Source organism: Amycolatopsis regifaucium (genome assembly GCF_001613935.1).
GTDB classification, from domain to species: domain Bacteria; phylum Actinomycetota; class Actinomycetes; order Mycobacteriales; family Pseudonocardiaceae; genus Amycolatopsis; species Amycolatopsis regifaucium.
Genome location: NZ_LQCI01000001.1, coordinates 1 through 15710, shown reverse-complemented (window position 1 = coordinate 15710; position 15710 = coordinate 1). Strand labels below are relative to the sequence as shown.

12 protein-coding genes and 1 pseudogene are annotated in these 15710 nt (G+C 68.7%); 7 read left to right on the top strand and 6 right to left on the bottom strand.

Features of this window, described 5'->3' with window-relative positions:
* Positions 1-66 precede the first annotated feature (66 nt).
* The gene (locus AVL48_RS39750) at positions 67-480 is read left to right on the top strand and encodes a methyltransferase domain-containing protein (protein ID WP_061983081.1); all 414 of its coding nucleotides are present in this window, start codon (positions 67-69) and stop codon (positions 478-480) included.
* Between the two features lie 459 nt (positions 481-939).
* On the opposite strand, the gene AVL48_RS00060 is transcribed toward AVL48_RS39750, so the two are convergent.
* Positions 940-2949, bottom strand: coding sequence for an ATP-binding protein (locus AVL48_RS00060; protein WP_158070217.1), 2010 nt, complete (start codon positions 2947-2949; stop codon positions 940-942).
* A 250-nt stretch (positions 2950-3199) separates the two neighbouring features.
* On the opposite strand from AVL48_RS00060, the gene AVL48_RS00055 reads away from it, so the two are divergent.
* Positions 3200-6184 (top strand): 3-keto-alpha-glucoside-1,2-lyase-like domain-containing protein, encoded by a 2985-nt coding sequence (locus AVL48_RS00055; RefSeq protein WP_061983083.1) that lies wholly within the window; start codon positions 3200-3202, stop codon positions 6182-6184.
* A gap of 44 nt (positions 6185-6228) precedes the next feature.
* On the opposite strand, the gene AVL48_RS00050 is transcribed toward AVL48_RS00055, so the two are convergent.
* The 3 genes from AVL48_RS00050 to AVL48_RS00040 are packed head-to-tail and all read right to left on the bottom strand — an operon-like array spanning position 6229 to position 8903.
* The gene (locus tag AVL48_RS00050) at positions 6229-6987 is read right to left on the bottom strand and encodes an EI24 domain-containing protein (protein ID WP_061983084.1); all 759 of its coding nucleotides are present in this window, start codon (positions 6985-6987) and stop codon (positions 6229-6231) included.
* A 12-nt stretch (positions 6988-6999) separates the two neighbouring features.
* On the bottom strand, positions 7000-8025 hold the full coding sequence (locus tag AVL48_RS00045; protein WP_061983085.1) for a hypothetical protein: 1026 nt from the start codon (positions 8023-8025) through the stop codon (positions 7000-7002).
* Between the two features lie 29 nt (positions 8026-8054).
* A complete protein-coding gene (locus tag AVL48_RS00040; RefSeq protein WP_061983086.1) occupies positions 8055-8903 on the bottom strand; it encodes a hypothetical protein in 849 nt (282 codons plus the stop codon).
* A gap of 118 nt (positions 8904-9021) precedes the next feature.
* Here AVL48_RS00040 and AVL48_RS00035 point away from each other — a divergent pair, with 118 nt between their 5' ends.
* From AVL48_RS00035 to AVL48_RS00025, 3 genes are all read left to right on the top strand, one after another.
* The gene (locus tag AVL48_RS00035) at positions 9022-9594 is read left to right on the top strand and encodes a TetR/AcrR family transcriptional regulator (RefSeq protein ID WP_061983087.1); all 573 of its coding nucleotides are present in this window, start codon (positions 9022-9024) and stop codon (positions 9592-9594) included.
* Between the two features lie 8 nt (positions 9595-9602).
* Positions 9603-10742 (top strand): GDSL-type esterase/lipase family protein, encoded by a 1140-nt coding sequence (locus AVL48_RS00030; protein ID WP_177242349.1) that lies wholly within the window; start codon positions 9603-9605, stop codon positions 10740-10742.
* A gap of 202 nt (positions 10743-10944) precedes the next feature.
* On the top strand, positions 10945-12039 hold the full coding sequence (locus AVL48_RS00025; RefSeq protein WP_061983089.1) for a S1 family peptidase: 1095 nt from the start codon (positions 10945-10947) through the stop codon (positions 12037-12039).
* 25 nt (positions 12040-12064) lie between these two features.
* Here the strand turns inward: AVL48_RS00025 and AVL48_RS00020 are convergent, their stop codons facing one another.
* On the bottom strand, positions 12065-12967 hold the full coding sequence (locus AVL48_RS00020) for a LysR family transcriptional regulator (RefSeq protein WP_061983090.1): 903 nt from the start codon (positions 12965-12967) through the stop codon (positions 12065-12067).
* Positions 12968-13047: 80 nt separating this feature from the next.
* Between AVL48_RS00020 and AVL48_RS00015 the strand changes: the two genes are divergently transcribed.
* Positions 13048-13455 carry a hypothetical protein gene (locus tag AVL48_RS00015; RefSeq protein WP_177242348.1) on the top strand — a complete coding sequence of 136 codons (408 nt, stop codon included), beginning with the start codon at positions 13048-13050 and terminating at the stop codon, positions 13453-13455.
* A pseudogene (locus AVL48_RS00010) lies at positions 13452-15019 on the top strand (multicopper oxidase family protein). Before AVL48_RS00015 ends, AVL48_RS00010 begins: the two are co-directional and overlap by 4 nt.
* A 161-nt stretch (positions 15020-15180) precedes the next feature.
* Here the strand turns inward: AVL48_RS00010 and AVL48_RS00005 are convergent.
* A partial coding sequence (locus tag AVL48_RS00005; RefSeq protein ID WP_156515754.1) for an HNH endonuclease signature motif containing protein occupies positions 15181-15710 on the bottom strand: 530 nt, incomplete at its 5' end.

Here is a 15710-nt window from a genome sequence, read left to right as displayed (position 1 = left end):
GTCCCTTCGCACTCTAACCGAGCAGACGACGCGGACGCCTTCTCCCGGTCCCTACGCTGGAAGGCCGTGGGCGGAGGAGGGAGAACGTCGAAGTCGACGTCGGCCAGTAACGCCATACCCGTCGCCTACGAGACCGATCCCGGACGCCTCGCGGCCAACGTCCTGTCGACGGCGTGGTTCTCCTCGTACGGCGACGTCCATCCGCTCTCGCGGCTGCTCGTGCGCCGGGGTTCGCGGTCCGGGCGGACATCGCCGCCCTCGTCCTTCCGCGACAACACGTTCGACGGTGCCGCGGCGCTGTGGATGTTGCATCACGTGGCCGACCCGATCCAGGCGCTCACCGAGGTCCGCCGGGTCCTCGCTCCCGCGGCCTCCTCGCCGTATCAGCGGCCAGCCGGTGAAACGATTCCGGACTCGCCTGAGCCCTCCCCCGTTGGGGACGCCCGTCGAGCTTCGACGCCGAAGTCGCGGGAACCCTGATGGGAAACGTATTCGAGGTCGACGCCGTCCGGATCTGGGACGCCCCGCTCGTCACGCTTCCCGACCACGCCCGGTCGCCCTGCACCTTCGAGGCAGAGGTCTTCCGGAAGGTCCGCGAGACGGCTCGCCCTTGGGGCGACGGTTCCCTTGTCTCTCACCAAAAGAGGCCTGGTCGCCTGGGCACGGAAGACCTGAGAGGTAAGCTGAAGGTGGCGAACTCCGTGAAGGCCTCCTTGCCTACCCTGAAGGTAGTGAAGGGGCCCTTCGCTACCGACCGATGCGGGACGGCCGTGACGCCAGGCTGCGGTTCCACAGTCCGTGGAGGCTGCCGCCAGCCCGCCCATGTCGCGAAAGCCACGCCCGGACGGCATCTGAGAACCAGTGCCCGCCCTACCTCGACTTTTCCGGACCCTGACTTCGAGAGCAGGGAAGGAGGCCATCACGGAGTTCGGCTACCTCTCAAGAGATCCGCTGAAGTCGGGCGTACACGTCGGCGGCCCGGGGAGCGCCCAGCTCGGTGAAGATCTTCAAGGCGTCACGCCAGCACTCCTTCGCCGAGGTCACCTCGCCCGTCGCCGCCCAGAGCTGGCCGAGGTGATCCAGTGCCGCCGCCTCGCCGTAGCGATCCCCCATCTCACGGCGGATCTCGAGCGCGCGATCGAGATGACCGCCGGATTCACCGCTTCGATCGATCTTCTGGAAGACGAGCGCGAGCCCGACCAGTGATTCCGCCTCGCCGTAGCGGTAACCGATCCGGTGCCGGATGTCCAAGGCCTCCCGCAGGGTCTCGTAGGCCTTCTCGAAACGGCCCAGTTCGTGGTTGGTCAGGCCGAGGAAGTGCAGGGTCTGCGCGACTCCCCATTCGTCATCGAGTTCCTGGAAGACGGCCAGCGCTTCCCCGTGATGGCCGAGGGCCTCGGCGAACTCGCCTTGTTCGTGGTAGGCGATGCCGAGGCTGATCAGGGCCTGCCCCTGTCCCCAGGCGTCCCCGATCATGCGTCGGAGGGCGAGTGCGGATCCCAAGTACTCCAGCGCTTCCTCGAACCGGCACAGATCGCGGTGGGCGATGCCCAGCCCGGCCAGCAACGAGGCTTCGCTGAACGGGTCGGCGCATCGCCGGGCGGCCTCGACACCGGCCTTGTAGGTCGCAATCCAGTCCGCCCATGGTTTGCGCAACGTGAAGAACGCCCATAACGCGAGCGGCAGCCGACACGCGATCTCCGGCCAGTCGGCGGCCAGCGCGGCGTGCACGGACGCCACCAGGTTGGGTTGTTCGGCCTCGCACCAGGCGAGGGCGTCACCGTAGCTGCCGAAGTCGAGCAGGCCGGACACGTCGGTGGTGAGGCCGAGCGGGCTGCGCCTGCGCATCGGGGTGAGCACGCGGTCCGCGGAATCGGCACCGGCCAGGTACCACTCCAGCAGTCGTTTGGCCGCGTTTTCCCGTTCGTCGGCCGTTTCCTCGGCCTCGACACGCTCTTTCGCGTAGACGCGCAGGAGATCGTGGAACCGGAACCGTTCGCGCTCCACTTCGAACAGCAGGCAGCCACCGGTCAGGTTGTCCAGCCTGCGCCGGACGTCCACGGCGGGGGAACCGGTCAGTACCGTCGCGGCGGCCACGCTGATGGTCGGGCCGGGATGCAGGCCGAGTACCCGGAAGACGCGGGCGGTCTCGGGATCGAGTGCTCGATACGACCACGAGAAAACGGGCCGCAGCGCGGACATCTCGTCGTCACCCGTCTCGAGGGCGTCCAGCGTCCGCGCCTCCGTCGTGAGTTCGCCGAGCAGGTCGGCGAGCCGCAGATAGGGATGGGCCGCCACCCGCTCGGCCGCGATTCGCAGGGCGAGCGGCAGATGTCCGCACAGGCCGGCCAGGTCGCCGATCGCGCCGGGTTCGCCGTCCGCCCGTTCCCGCCCGATCACCTTGCGCAGAAGGGCTTCGGACTCCGCCGGGGTCAGCATGTCGAGGGTGATCCGATGCGCGCCGTTGCGGACGACGAGACCCGAAAGGCTGCTGCGGCTGGTCACCATCACGAAGCAGCCGGGTGTGCTGGGCAGCAGAGCGCGGACTTCGTCCGGGGACGTGACGTTGTCGAGGACGATGACGAACCGGCGATCGTTCACCAGGGATCGGAAGAGGGCCGACTTCGCTTCGAGGCTGCGCGGGATCATCTTCCCCGGCACTTCGAGCGCGGTCAGAAATCCGGCGAGTGCCTCGTGAGGGGTGCTCGGGGGCCCCGGCGAGTAGCCGTGAAGGTCGCAGTAGAGATCGCCGTGCGGATACCGCTCTCGCTGCCGGTGCGCCCACAGCACGGCCAAGGCGGTCTTGCCCACGCCAGGCGCCCCGGCGACGATCACGACCGCGATCGCCTGCCCGTCCCTCGCCCGGTCGGCGAGCGCGCTGAGCTTGGCCAGTTCGGCCTCCCGTCCGACGAAGGTCGGGGGCAGGGCAGGCAGTTGATGCGGGGTCAACGGTGAATCCCCACCGGGACGATCCATACCGGCTCTGTCGTTCCGGCCTCGGCAATCGTCGCGTACTCGCCAGGTTGCCACCTGAATGGCGCAAGCCCGTCGGACCTCCTCTGTCCTTTGTGGACACCAGGCGGCCGTTCGGGCTAACTTTCGTCCGAGTTGTACAGACTTTCGTTGACTTAGGACGAAAGTCCTCTTAGGTTCAGCGGACGTCACAGAGGTGCTCCGCCGCCAACCTCGAGGAGCAACGATGCTTCCGTCTGTCCGCAAGCGCTTCCACCGGTCCATCGTCGCCTCATTGGCGCTGGTCACGACCCTGTCGGGACTCGTGACCGCACCGGCCGAAGCGGCTGTCCCGCCCCAGCAACCCGGGGTCACGCTCCGCACGTACGACCTCCAGCGCCAGATCGACAAGCTCTGCGCGCTCAAGTCCGGCCAGACCCCCAACGTCGACAAAGTGCTGCCGACGATCAACTGGACCAGCACGGCCGATTTCGGAATCGGCGACCAGTTCGTGTCCGAGGTGACCGCCAACCTCGACATCGCCACCGCCGGCCGGTACGAATTCCGCCTCACCAGCGACGACGGCTCCCGGCTGCTCATCGACGGGCAGCGGGTGATCAACCACGACGGCCTGCACGGCGCGACCCCGGCGACCGGCTCCGTCGAGCTGGCCACGGGATACCGCGCGCTGCGGATCGACCATTTCGACAATCTTTACGACCAGCAGATCACCCTCGAATGGCGGCCGCCGGGCGCGGCCGATTTCACGATCGTGCCGACTTCGGTGCTCAGCACCGACGCCGACGTCGTCCGGGTGACCTCGCCGGGCCGCAAGGAGTGCGAGGGCGTCGCGGACTCACCGGGTGACGGCCTGCCGCTCAACGGCGTCCACCCCGGTTTCACGCTGACGAACCTGCGGCCCGACGGTTTCCAGCCGCAGGTCACCGGGATGGATTGGCTACCGGACGGACGCCTCGCCATCGCCACGTGGGGCGGCTCCGACAAGGTCCTCGGTGAGGTCCACGTGCTGAGCAACGTCACCGGGAACACCGACCCCGCCAAGGTCAAGACCAAGCGGGTCGCCAGCGGGTTGAAGGAACCGATGGGGATCAAGTACGTCGACGGCAAGCTGTACGTGTCGGAGAAGACGCGGCTCGTCGAACTGAACGACAACAACGGCGACGGCGTGACCGACAACTACCGTACGGTCGCCACTTGGCCCTTCGGCGGCAACTTCCACGAGTTCGCGTTCGGCCTGCTGTACAAGGGCGGCTACTTCTACGCCAACCTTTCCGTGTCGATCAACTACGGCGGCGCGACGACCGACCCGCAGCCCGCGCCGAATCGCGGCACCACGATCAAGATCGACAAGGCGACCGGCCAGGTGTCCTACATCGCCGGCGGGTTGCGCACCCCGCACGGCATCGGATGGGGCCCGGAAGGCGACGTCTTCGTCACCGACAACCAAGGCGGCTGGCTGCCCGCGAACAAGCTCGTGCGGATCAAGCAGGACCGCTTCTTCAACCACTACACCAATCCCCCGGGACCGTTCGACTCGAAGTCGGTGACCGCGCCGGTGTTGTGGTTGCCGCACAACGAGATCGCGAACTCGCCGAGCAACATGGTGATGCTGTCGCAAGGTCCTTTCGCCGGGCAGATGGTGTACGGCGACGTGACCTACGGCGGGCTGCAGCGGGCGTTCCTGGAGAAGGTCAACGGCGAGTACCAGGGCGCCGTGTTCAGGATGACGCAAGGACTCGAGTCGGGGGTCAGCCGGATCAGCCTCGGCCCCGACGGCGCGATCTACACCGGCGGCATCGACGGCGGCGGTAACTGGGGCCAGCCCGGCAAGCTTGCCTACGGCCTCCAGAAGGTGACGCCGAACGGTACGAACGCCTTCGACATCCGCGCGATGCGCGCCGTCGCGGGCGGCTTCGAACTCGAATACACCCAGCCGCTGTCGGCCGAGACAGCGCAGAACCTCGCGGCGAAGTACCAGGCGCAGCAGTGGCGCTACCAGCCCACTCCCGCGTACGGCGGGCCGAAGATCGACGAGCAGACCTTGTCCGTCACCTCCGCGAGCCTGTCCCCCGACCGCAAGAAGGTCACGCTGCGGATGTCCGGCCTGAAGGCGGGACACGTGGTGCACGTCCGGTCCCCGCGCCCGTTCGCCGCGGAGTCCGGTGCGGCGTTGTGGAGCACCGAGGCGTGGTACACGCTGAACTCCCTGGTCGGTGGCCCGGCGGCGAGTACGACCTACGAAGCGGAACGCGCCGCGCTCAGCGGTGGCGCCGCGACCAACACCAACCACGCCGGCTACACCGGCACCGGCTTCGTCGACGGCTACTGGAACCCGGGCGCCGCGACGACGTTCACGGTGAACGTCCCCAAGGCCGGGACCTACAACGCGGCCTTGCGCTACGCCAACGGCCCGGATCCGGCACCCGGGCCCAAATCCGTGAGCGTTTACGTCAACGGCACGAAGGTCAGGCAAGTCAGGCTCGCCGGCACCGGCAACTGGGACACCTGGAACTCCCAACCGGAGACCCTGACCCTCGCCGCCGGAACGAATTCGATCTCCTACCGCTACGACAGCGGCGACGCGGGCAACGTCAACCTCGACAGCCTGACCGTCACCGCCACCCAGCGCATCCAGTTGTTCGACGGCAAAAACCTCGACGCCTGGGAGAAACGGGCGGGCGGCGCCGCGACCTGGCCGGTGGCGGGCGGGGCGATGGAGTCGAACGGCGGTGACATCCGGACGAAGCAGCAGTTCGGCGACTTCCGGCTGCACGTCGAGTGGAACGAGCCGAACTATCCGCCCGAGGTGACCGGGCAGGCCAGGGGCAACAGCGGTGTCTACCTCCAGGAACGCTACGAGCTTCAGGTGCTGGAATCGTTCGGCGACACCACCCTCGCCAGCAATGAAGCCGGGGCGATCTACCTGAAGAAGGCGCCCGACCGGAACATGGCGGCGGCACCGGGAACGTGGCAGACCTACGACGTCACCTTCCGCGCCGCGCGGTTCGACGGGGCCGGGAACAAGACCGACAACGCCCGGGTGACCGTGGTCTGGAATGGCGTGGTGGTCCACGACAACGTGGAGATCGACGGCGGCACGGGTGACAGCAACCCGGAGAACGCCGGGCCGGGCGCGATCCGGCTCCAGGACCACGGCGACCCCGGGGAGAACCCGCGGTTCCGCAACATCTGGATCGAACCCGTCGCCTAACCGGTGAGTGACCGGCAGGCCCGCGACAGGGGCCTGCCGGTCGCTCAGACTTTCCGGTCCACTGCGTCCGCCTCGAGGACCTCACGGGCGACGAGAACCCCGCCGACGAAGCCCACCGGCATCACGATCAGGACGGCGAACGGGATCAGGCTCAGCAGGGAGGCGGGAAGTCCGAGACCGAGAGCGAGCGCGCGCCGTTTGCGAAGCAGCAGCCGCCGTTGCTTGAGGTCCATCCCGCGCCGGTAGAACGGCACGGCGATCAGTTCCAGTGCCAGGAACCACGCCGTGACCAAGGCCAGCAGGACCGGCACGACGGTCTGTCCGACCACGGGGATGAAGCCCGCGATCAACAGCGGGATCGTGAACATCAGCGACCGCAGCACGAGCGACAGCCCGTCCTTCAGGCCCATCCCCAGCAACCGCCAGAACGACAGGTCCACCGCACCGGGAACCCCGCCGAGATCGTCCTCGACCTTCTCCGCGATGTGCTCGTAGAACGGACCGCCGACGGCGAGGGTGATCGCCGTGAACCCGATCAGGCACAGGGCCAGCACCACGCCGAAGACCGCGACGCCGACCGCCACCCGGATCGTCGTCCGCCAGCCCGGGTCCCAGTCGTCGGCGAACGGCGTGATCAGCAGGGAGAGGTCGTCGATCCAGAACGCCAGCGCGACGACACCGCCGAGCAGCAGCAGTGTGGTCAGCACCGCGGGCAGCGCCCCGATCAGCAGCAGTTTCGGCGATCGCAGCAGAATGCCCAGGCCTTGCCCGAACATCTTGAACCCCTTGAAGAAATCCCGCATCGGACAGTTCTATCAGCCGCCGTCCGGGAGCGAGCCACTCCCGTCGGGGCCGGTCACGACGACGCGGAGGCTGACCACACCACCGAAGGGGACGGCGATGACCTGCCAGGTCCGCGGCGAACCGACGTCGATCGTGGTCGTCGCCCGCTCGACCAGCGCCGGGACGCGGTCGACGGCCAGTGCGCGCAGATCGAATCGCGGCACCTGCGCGTCCGTCGGCGCGAAGACCACGGTCAGCCGCCGCTCTTCGACCACCGCGGTGAGCACCCGCGAGACGTCCGTCGCCCCCGCCAGCGAGTCGATCGCCCGGCGCAATTCCCCCTCGCCCAGCAGCGGCCGGTCCACGGTGACCGTCGCGGAGCCCGACGATGACGTGGTCACGCTGGACTGCGTTTCTTCCGTCCGGGCGGGGGCTTCCGGCGCGAACAGTTCCGCGCGGAACAGGAACAGCACCAGTGCCGCGCCGAGCAGCAACCCGAGCAACGTGAGCGCACCGAACAGGCAGCCTTCCGGCGGCTCCTGCACCAGGCTGGACTCCGGAGCGGATTCGATCACGGCTTCGGCCACGCGGCGCTCCCACTCCGGTGACAGCCGCTCCACGATCTTCGCCTTCCACGGCCGGTCCGGCGGGTACTGGACGACGAGGACGTTGCCCGGCCGATGGTCCGGGATGTCGACCAGGTTGACGCCGTGGGTGATCTTCACGCGGTGCGATGCCGCGCCGTCGGGTGCGACGGTAAGGACGAAGTCGACCGGGATGTCTCCCGTTTCCGTGCCACTCGCCCGCAGGCTTTCGATCTTGGCGAGCGCCACCACCGGGACGATCGCCGCCTCGCGAGCGCGTCGTGGTGCCCCGGCGGCGTAGAGCAGAAAGCCGTAGACGAGGGGAAGCCCCACGCCGGCGATGATCAAGGGAACGTACTCGATGATGATGCCGACGACGAAGGCGCACAGCGTCGTCCCGATGACGATCCCGGCCAGGAACCCGCGGACGGCGGCGAGTGGGCCGGGCCGGGCGGGTGGTGGGACGACCGACATGAACGTGACTCCAGACTTTCGGGCGGCGTTCAGGCCGCGGGCAGCCAATCGCTGAGGGCGGGGCAGCGCCGGAGCGCCACGAAGATCTTCTTGTCGTCGTCCGGTGATGCCGGGTCGAACAGCACTTCGGCGGTCGCGATCGTGGTGTCCCGGGTGCGGCGGGTCACCCAGTGCCGGACACCCGCGAGATCGTCGAAGCACAGCGTGACGATCGCGCCGACGGCCCGCTTCGCCGATTCGTCCCCGCCGAGGTGGACCTCCACCTCGGCGATCCGGGCCGGCACACGACGGCCGTAGGTCAGGAGCCGGTCCCGGGTCCGGGCCATTTCGGCGTACCGGCGGGAGTCCTGAACGGCGTACCACAGCACAAGAAGCGTCAAGACGAGCATGAGCAGGGGCACCCACCGGTCCGCGTAGTACATCAGCCACGCCCAGAACCCCCACTCTTCGTTCTCGTGGAAGACGGGGTCGACCGCGGTGCCGACGGCGAGCGGCGGAAGCCATTCTCGCGAGGAGTCGCCGGTGCCGAGCGTGATAGCCGCGAAGACCAGCACGATCGGGAACGCCGGTCCGGACGGCCGCCCCTGGTAGCGCCGCAGGGCACTTCCCGCGAGCGTCGCCGCGAAGAGGCAGCCCACGAAGCCGAAAGTCCCCCACATCACCCCGTACGGCGGATCGCTGTCGCCGCGGTCGTCGAAGACGCTGTCGATCGCCATGGTCCGGAACATTTCGACCAAGGTGCCGAAGCCGTGCCCGGCCAGGAATCCGCAGGCCGGCGTGACGGCCGAAGCCAGGATCCCGCCGACGAGCAGACGCCCGTCCCCCCGCAGGCACTCGATGCGGTCATGCCGGGCCCGCGCCGGATCCACCGTGTTCATCACGTTCACCTCCGTTCGGTGGCACCCAGCGTGCACCGGACCGGGTGCTACCGAACCCAGGTTTCGCTTTCCTAAAAGAATTAGGCAAATCCAGAATGGACTATGGTAACGTGGTGGCATGGCAAGGGCGGGACTGACCACGGAGCGCGTAGTGCGGGCAGGGGCGGAGATGGCCGACGAGATCGGCTTCGAGCAGGTGACCCCGACCGAGCTCGCGAAGCGGTGCGGCGTCAAGACGGCGAGCCTGTACTCGCACGTGAAGAGCGCCCACGACCTGAAGACCGAGATCGCCTTGCTGGCCTTGGCGGAACTCGCCGACCTCGCGTCGGCGGCGGTCGCGGGCCTGGCGGGGAAGGACGCGCTGATCGCCTTGGCGAACGTCCATCGTGACTACGCCCTCGAACACCCGGGCCGGTTCGCCGCCGCGAGATTCCGGCTCGCGCCGGAGAAGGCCGCCGCCAGCGCGGGTATCCGGCATGCCCAGCTGATGCGGGCGATCCTGCGCGGCTATGACCTGGCCGAACCGCACCAGACGCACGCGGTGCGGCTGCTGGGCAGTGTCTTCAGCGGTTACGTCGGCCTGGAGTCCTCCGGAAGCTTCAGCCACAGCAGTCCCGGCTCACAGGAGAGCTGGACCGAAATCCTCGACGCGCTCGACGTCCTCTTGCGCGCTTGGCCCCGAAAGAAATGACCAAGGAAATGATCACGACCCCGATCACCGCCGCCCTCGTCCGCGGCGCGTTGGACCTGGAGTACACCGAACGCGGCGTGCTCCCCCACCGGCTGACCGCGCACGCCCGGCAGCAGATCCCCGACGCCCTGCTGGCCATGGCGGAAGCGCAGCCGTCCGGTGTGCGGCTGGTGTTCCGCACCGCGGCCACGGCCGTCGAGCTGGACGTCATCGCCACCAAACGGGTCTACGTCGGCGCGCCGCCGCGGCCCGACGGCGTCTACGAACTCCTCGTCGACGGGCAGCTCGTGAGCCAGGCCGGCGTGGACGACGGCGACACACTCACCATCGATATGGCCGCGGGCACCGCGCAAGCCGAGCCCGGCCCGGTACGGACCCTGCGCTTCTCCGGCCTGCCAGGTCGCGGGAAGGACGTCGAGCTCTGGCTGCCGCATGACGAAGCCACCCGGCTGGTCGCCTTGCGGACCGACGCGGAAGTCCACAATGCACAGTCCACCGGTCGCAAGGTCTGGCTGCATCACGGCAGTTCGATCAGCCACGGCTCCAACGCGGCGACCCCGACCGGTACGTGGCCCGCACTGGCCGCGAGGCTGGCCGGGATGGACCTGGTCAACCTCGGGTTCAGCGGCAGTGCGCTGCTCGACCCGTTCACCGCCAGGGCCATGCGGGACACGCCGGCCGACCTGATCAGCGTCAAGATCGGGATCAACCTCGTGAACTCCGACGTACTGCGGCTGCGCGCGTTCGGACCGGCCGTGCACGGTTTCCTCGACACCATCAGGGAAGGACACCCCACCGCGCCGCTGCTGGTCATTTCGCCGATCTACTGCCCCATCCACGAGCACACACCGGGGCCCAGCGCCATGGATCCCGGTTCGCTGAGCGAAGGAAAGCTGCGGTTCGTGGCCACGGGCGATCCGGCGGAGACCGCGGCGGGCAAGCTGACCCTCACCATGATCCGCGGTGAACTCGCGCGCATCGTCAAGGAGCGCGCCGCCACCGACCCGAACCTGCGGTACCTCGACGGCCTCGAACTGTACGGCGAGGCTGACAACGCCGAATCGCCGCTGCCCGACGACCTCCATCCGGACGCGGCCACGCACCGGCTCATCGGGGAACGCTTCGCGCGGCTCGGTCTCGGCGGCTGAGGTTTAGGTAGGGCGAAGGGCGCGGTACCTATTTTTCTTCCTGTCCAACGAAAGTCGGTACCGGGGTCCGGTGTCACGGGATCACCCTGATCGACACCGGATCACCGGTGCCGGGCCACCTCGGTCGCGCCCGGCTACCCCACTGTGTCCAGTGCGGCCACCCCTCGCGCTGGATCTCCCCTCGCGAAAGTGAGTCACCGGTATGCGCCCAACCCCCTCAGCCCGTACCGCCACCACGCTGGTGGCCGCCGCCGCGGTCATCGGTTTCCTCGCCCCGTCCACGGCCACCGCCACCACCATCGAGGGTTACTCCCCCACCGTGCAGCGGGAGGCGGTCACCTCGCTGGCCGCGGAGGCGCGGATCAGCGAAGCCGCCGCCACCGAGTTGCTGCGGAAGCAGACCGGCAGCGTCGACACACTGCAGAAGGTCACCGCCGCCTTGGGTTCCCGTGCCGCCGACGGTTACCTCGATGACGCCGCCGAACCGGTGGTGAACGTGCTCGACCAGGCCGCCGCGGACCAGGTGACCGCGACCGGCGCGCGGGCGCGGGTGGTCAAACACTCCAGCGCGGCGCTGGCGGGAGCGCAGAACGCCCTGCAGGCGCTGCCCACGGTCGCGCACACGTCGATCGGCCTCGACCCGAAGAGCAACCAGGTCGTGCTGACCGTGTCCGACGCGGCCAAGGGCGCCGAAGCCCTCGTGAAGGCCGCCGAAGCGCTCGGCGACCGGGTCCGCGTGGAGCGGACCACCGGCGAGATGCACACCGCGATCTACAACGGTGAGGCCATCACCGGCGGCGGCACCCGCTGCTCGGTCGGGTTCAACACCAACCGCGGTGGCCAGAACTACATCCTCGACGCCGGCCACTGCACCCGCGCGGTGTCGCAGTGGAACGTCGGCCCGTCGCAGGGTGCGAGCTTCCCGACCAACGACTACGGCCTGATCCGCAACACCACCGGCAGCGCGCCCGGCGCGGTCACCCTGTGGAACGGCTCCACCCAGCGGATCGCCTCCGCCGGATCCGCCACCGTCGGGCAGCGGATCAGCAAGAGCGGCAGCACCACCCACCTCACCTCGGGTTCGGTGCAGCGGCTGAACGTCACGGTGAACTACGCCGAAGGCTCGGTGTACCAGCTGATCCAGACCAGCGCGCTGGTCAACCCCGGTGACTCGGGCGGCTGCCTCTTCTCCGGCAGCGTCGGACTGGGCATCACCTCCGGCAAGGGCAGCGGAACGTCGTACTTCCAGCCGCTCGGCGAGGCCATGAGCGCCTACAGCGTCACGCTCAACCCGTAGCGGTTCCCCCGAGGCCGGGTCCTGGTCAGTCCGACCGGGGCCCGGCCTCGGCCTGTGCCTGGAAATGTTCGACGGTGTGGTCGCGGAACCGGCGCGCGGCGGCGGAAAGGTAGGTGTCCTCGCGCCACGCGACGCTGAGCACGCGGCGGCAATCGGGATCGTCGACGTCGAGCCAGACCACCGAAGCCCTGCTCTCCGCCCGCAGCCCGAGCGAGGGCACGAACGCGATGCCGAGACCGGCGTCGATGAGCTGGAAGAGCACGGCGGCTTCATCGCCTTCACAAACGATGTGGAGGTCGAGACCGGCCTTCGCGAAAAGGTGATCGGCGAGTTCGCGTTGCCAGTAACCGGGCCGTGTGGTGAGGAATGGCTCTCCGGCGAGGTCCGCGAGTGCGACGCGGCCGCGTCCGGCGAGCCGATGGCCGGACGGCACACACAGCATCACGGGTTCGTCCAGGAGCACGCGGCTGCGGACGTCGTTGCCGGACAGAGGTTGCGACGTGACGCACAGGTCGACGTCGCCGGACCGCAGTTTTCCGGCCATCCCCTCCGCCGATGCCTGCGACAGCCGCACGTCCACCAGCGGGTGCCCGGGGATGAAGGTGCGGAGCGGTTCGGTCAGGGCGAGCAGGCTTTCCGCCGCGACCGTGACGGTGCCACGTTCCAGCCCGGCGGCGTCGTCGAGTTCCCGGCGGGCGTCGTCGAGTTCGGCCAGTACCCGGTCGACGCGGCGGAGGAACGCGGCGCCGAACCGGTTGAGCCGGATCCGGCGGCCGTGCCGGTCGAACAGCGGGACGCCGAGGTCGTTTTCCAGCCTGGCCAACGTCCGGCTGAGCGAGGGCTGCGCGACACGCAGTTTCTCGGCCGCGCGGCCGACGTGTTCGAGCCGGGCGACCGTCTGGAAGTACCGGAGCGCCAGAAGATCCATCGCTCATACCCAGTCTGCTATGAATAGATAACTGATCTTGTCTTGGACAGCATAAGGCCACGGCTCTTACGTTCGGTCACGTGAGTGAAACCGTGACTACCCGAAGCCGGAAGGCGAACGGGACGCTGATGGTGAACCGGGTGCTCGTGAGCGCCCACACCGTCGCGATCATCGGCCAGCCGGTCTTCGCCGGCGGCTACCTGGGCGGCGACTACGACATGCTGGGGCTGCATCGGGTGGGTGCCGACGCCGTGTCGTTCCTGGCGTACGCCCAGATCCTGGCGGCGCTGGTCCTGTGGCTGGTCCGCGGACCGCGCTGGCTGTTCTGGGTCAGCCTGCTGCTCGCGGCGGGCGAGACCGCGCAGTACTTCGCCGGTATGGACGGCGCGCTCGACCTGCACATCCCCCTCGGCGTCGCCCTCGTCGCCGGGATGGTTTTGACGACCGTCGCCCTCTGGCGTCCGCAAATCTGGCGGGCGGGCCGATGAGCCGCCGCCTTCCCCGGCGGACGTTTTTCGGGCTCGCGGTGGAGCCGGTGTCCTCCTGGCCGCCGGGCTCACCGCGCCCCGGCTGCTCGCGCAGGGTTCGCCGGGCACCGGTGAACTGCTGCGCAGCGGGCTCCCCCTGCCGGAACCGTTCCGGGTACCGCTCCCGATCCCTCCGGTTATCCGTCCACACAGGACGGACGACGCGGATCACTACCGGATCACCCAGCGGGCGGCGACGGCCGAGATCCTTCCCGGTGTCCGGACGCCGATCTGGGGTTACGACGGGATCTTTCCGGGGCCCACGATCGAATCACGGCGGGACCGGACGACGGTGGTGCGCCACCGCAACGAACTTCCCGTCCCGACCGTCGTCCACCTGCATGGCGGGCACACTCCCGCCGAGTCCGACGGTTACCCGACCGATCTCGTCCTGCCGCTGTCCGGCTGGGACGCCGGACACGGCGGGCACGGCATGGTCGACGCCCGCGCCCGGATCGCGGACGGTGAACGCGACTACGTCTTCCCGTTGCGGCAACGGGCCGCGACTCTGTGGTACCACGACCACCGCATGGACTTCACCGGTCCGGCCGTCTATCGGGGCCTCGCCGGTTTCCATCTGGTGCGCGACGACGAGGAAGAGGCGCTGGGGCTCCCGTCCGGGGAACGCGAACTGCCGCTGATGATCGCCGACCGCTCCTTCGACGAGCACGGCGCATTCGCGTACCCGTCGCTCGACCGGACCTTGCGGACCACGCCTGGGGTGGATAGTGCATTCGTGGAAGGGGTTTTCGGGGATGTCATCCTCGTCAACGGCGCGCCGTGGCCAGTACACGAGGTGGCGGCCGTGCGGTACCGACTCCGTGTTTTGAACGGTTCCAACGCCCGCCGCTACGACCTCGCGCTCGATCCTCCCCCGCCGGGCGGCGATGGCTTCGTCCAGATCGGCGGCGACCAAGGCCTCCTCGAAGCACCGCGCGAACACGACCACCTCCCCATCGCACCCGCGGAGCGATACGACGTCGTCATCGACTTCGGCCGATATCCAGTGGGCACCGAAGTCACCCTGGTGAACCGGCTCGGCACCGGCTCGACCGGCCAGGTCATGCGGTTCGTCGTCGCCCGTCGCGCACTGGACGAGAGCCGGGTCCCGGCGAAGCTCAGCGAAATCGCGCCGCTCGCGCGTGAACAGGCCACGACCACACGGGAGTTCTCGTTCCGCGCCGGGACCGTTCACGGCCACGCGGGCTGGGTGATCGGCGGGGCGCCGTTCTCGCCGGACCTGATGTCGGCGAGCCCGCGCCTTGGCGACGTCGAGATCTGGCGGTTCGTCGCCGACATCCACCACCCCGTGCATCTGCACCTGGTGGGCTTCCGGATCCTGTCCCGCGGCGGCCGTCCGCCGGGACCGTTCGACGGCGGCATCAAGGACACCGTCGATCTGAAGCCGGGCGAGTCGGTCGAGGTCATCGCCCGTTTCGACGGCTACCGCGGCCGCTACGTCTTCCATTGCCACAACGCCGAACACGAGGACATGGCGATGATGGCGAACTTCGAGGTGGTGTGAGCACGGCCGGTTATGGACCCACGGTGTCGTGCCGGTGCAGGGAGCTGGTCGGAAGCGAGCGGGGAGCAGCGCGTTCACACGAGGCGTTGTCCTACCGGCCTACAGGCATGCCGAGGGGCCCGTCGCCGGTGTGGCTGGCGGGCTCCTCGGGTCATGCGGGGTTAGGCGGCGTGGTGGAGGGTGTTGCGCCGGGGTCTTCGTAGCGGATCCAGGTACTGGGGTGGTGTGAACTCGGGTAGCCCGTCGGCCGCCATCCGGACTTGCCAGTCGCCGTGGTGGATGAGGCGGTGGTGGAAGCCGCAGAGCAAGGTGAGGTTGCGGAGGTCGGTGGGTCCGCCGTCTGCCCAGTGATCAATGTGGTGGGTGTGGCAGTGCTTCGGCTGCCGATGGCAGCCGGGGAAGGCGCATCCCCGGTCGCGGATGTTCAACGCCCGCCGTTGGCCGGGAGTGACGAACCGTCTCAGCCGTCCCATGTCCAACGGTTCCCCGGAGGCGCTGAGGACGATCGGCAGCATGAGGCAGTCGCAGGCGGCGAGCCGGGCTTCACGAGCGGTCAGGGCCCCGACGAAGTCCAGGCACGCGGTCCCGATCCCGGACTTGAGTTCTTCGAGTCCGATGGTGACGTGGAGCAGGGTCCGATACCCGCTGGTGCCGGGCTGGTCCGGGCACGCGATCGCCAGATCCAGCACCT

Coding starts and splice junctions, on each gene's coding strand:
- AVL48_RS00050 (WP_061983084.1), bottom strand. CDS start 6,987: ATGCGGGATTTCTTCAAGGGGTTCAAGATGTTCGGGCAAGGCCTGGGC.
- AVL48_RS00040 (WP_061983086.1), bottom strand. CDS start 8,903: ATGAACACGGTGGATCCGGCGCGGGCCCGGCATGACCGCATCGAGTGC.
- AVL48_RS00045 (WP_061983085.1), bottom strand. CDS start 8,025: ATGTCGGTCGTCCCACCACCCGCCCGGCCCGGCCCACTCGCCGCCGTC.
- AVL48_RS00025 (WP_061983089.1), top strand. CDS start 10,945: ATGCGCCCAACCCCCTCAGCCCGTACCGCCACCACGCTGGTGGCCGCC.
- AVL48_RS00035 (WP_061983087.1), top strand. CDS start 9,022: ATGGCAAGGGCGGGACTGACCACGGAGCGCGTAGTGCGGGCAGGGGCG.
- AVL48_RS00055 (WP_061983083.1), top strand. CDS start 3,200: ATGCTTCCGTCTGTCCGCAAGCGCTTCCACCGGTCCATCGTCGCCTCA.
- AVL48_RS00020 (WP_061983090.1), bottom strand. CDS start 12,967: ATGGATCTTCTGGCGCTCCGGTACTTCCAGACGGTCGCCCGGCTCGAA.
- AVL48_RS00030 (WP_177242349.1), top strand. CDS start 9,603: ATGATCACGACCCCGATCACCGCCGCCCTCGTCCGCGGCGCGTTGGAC.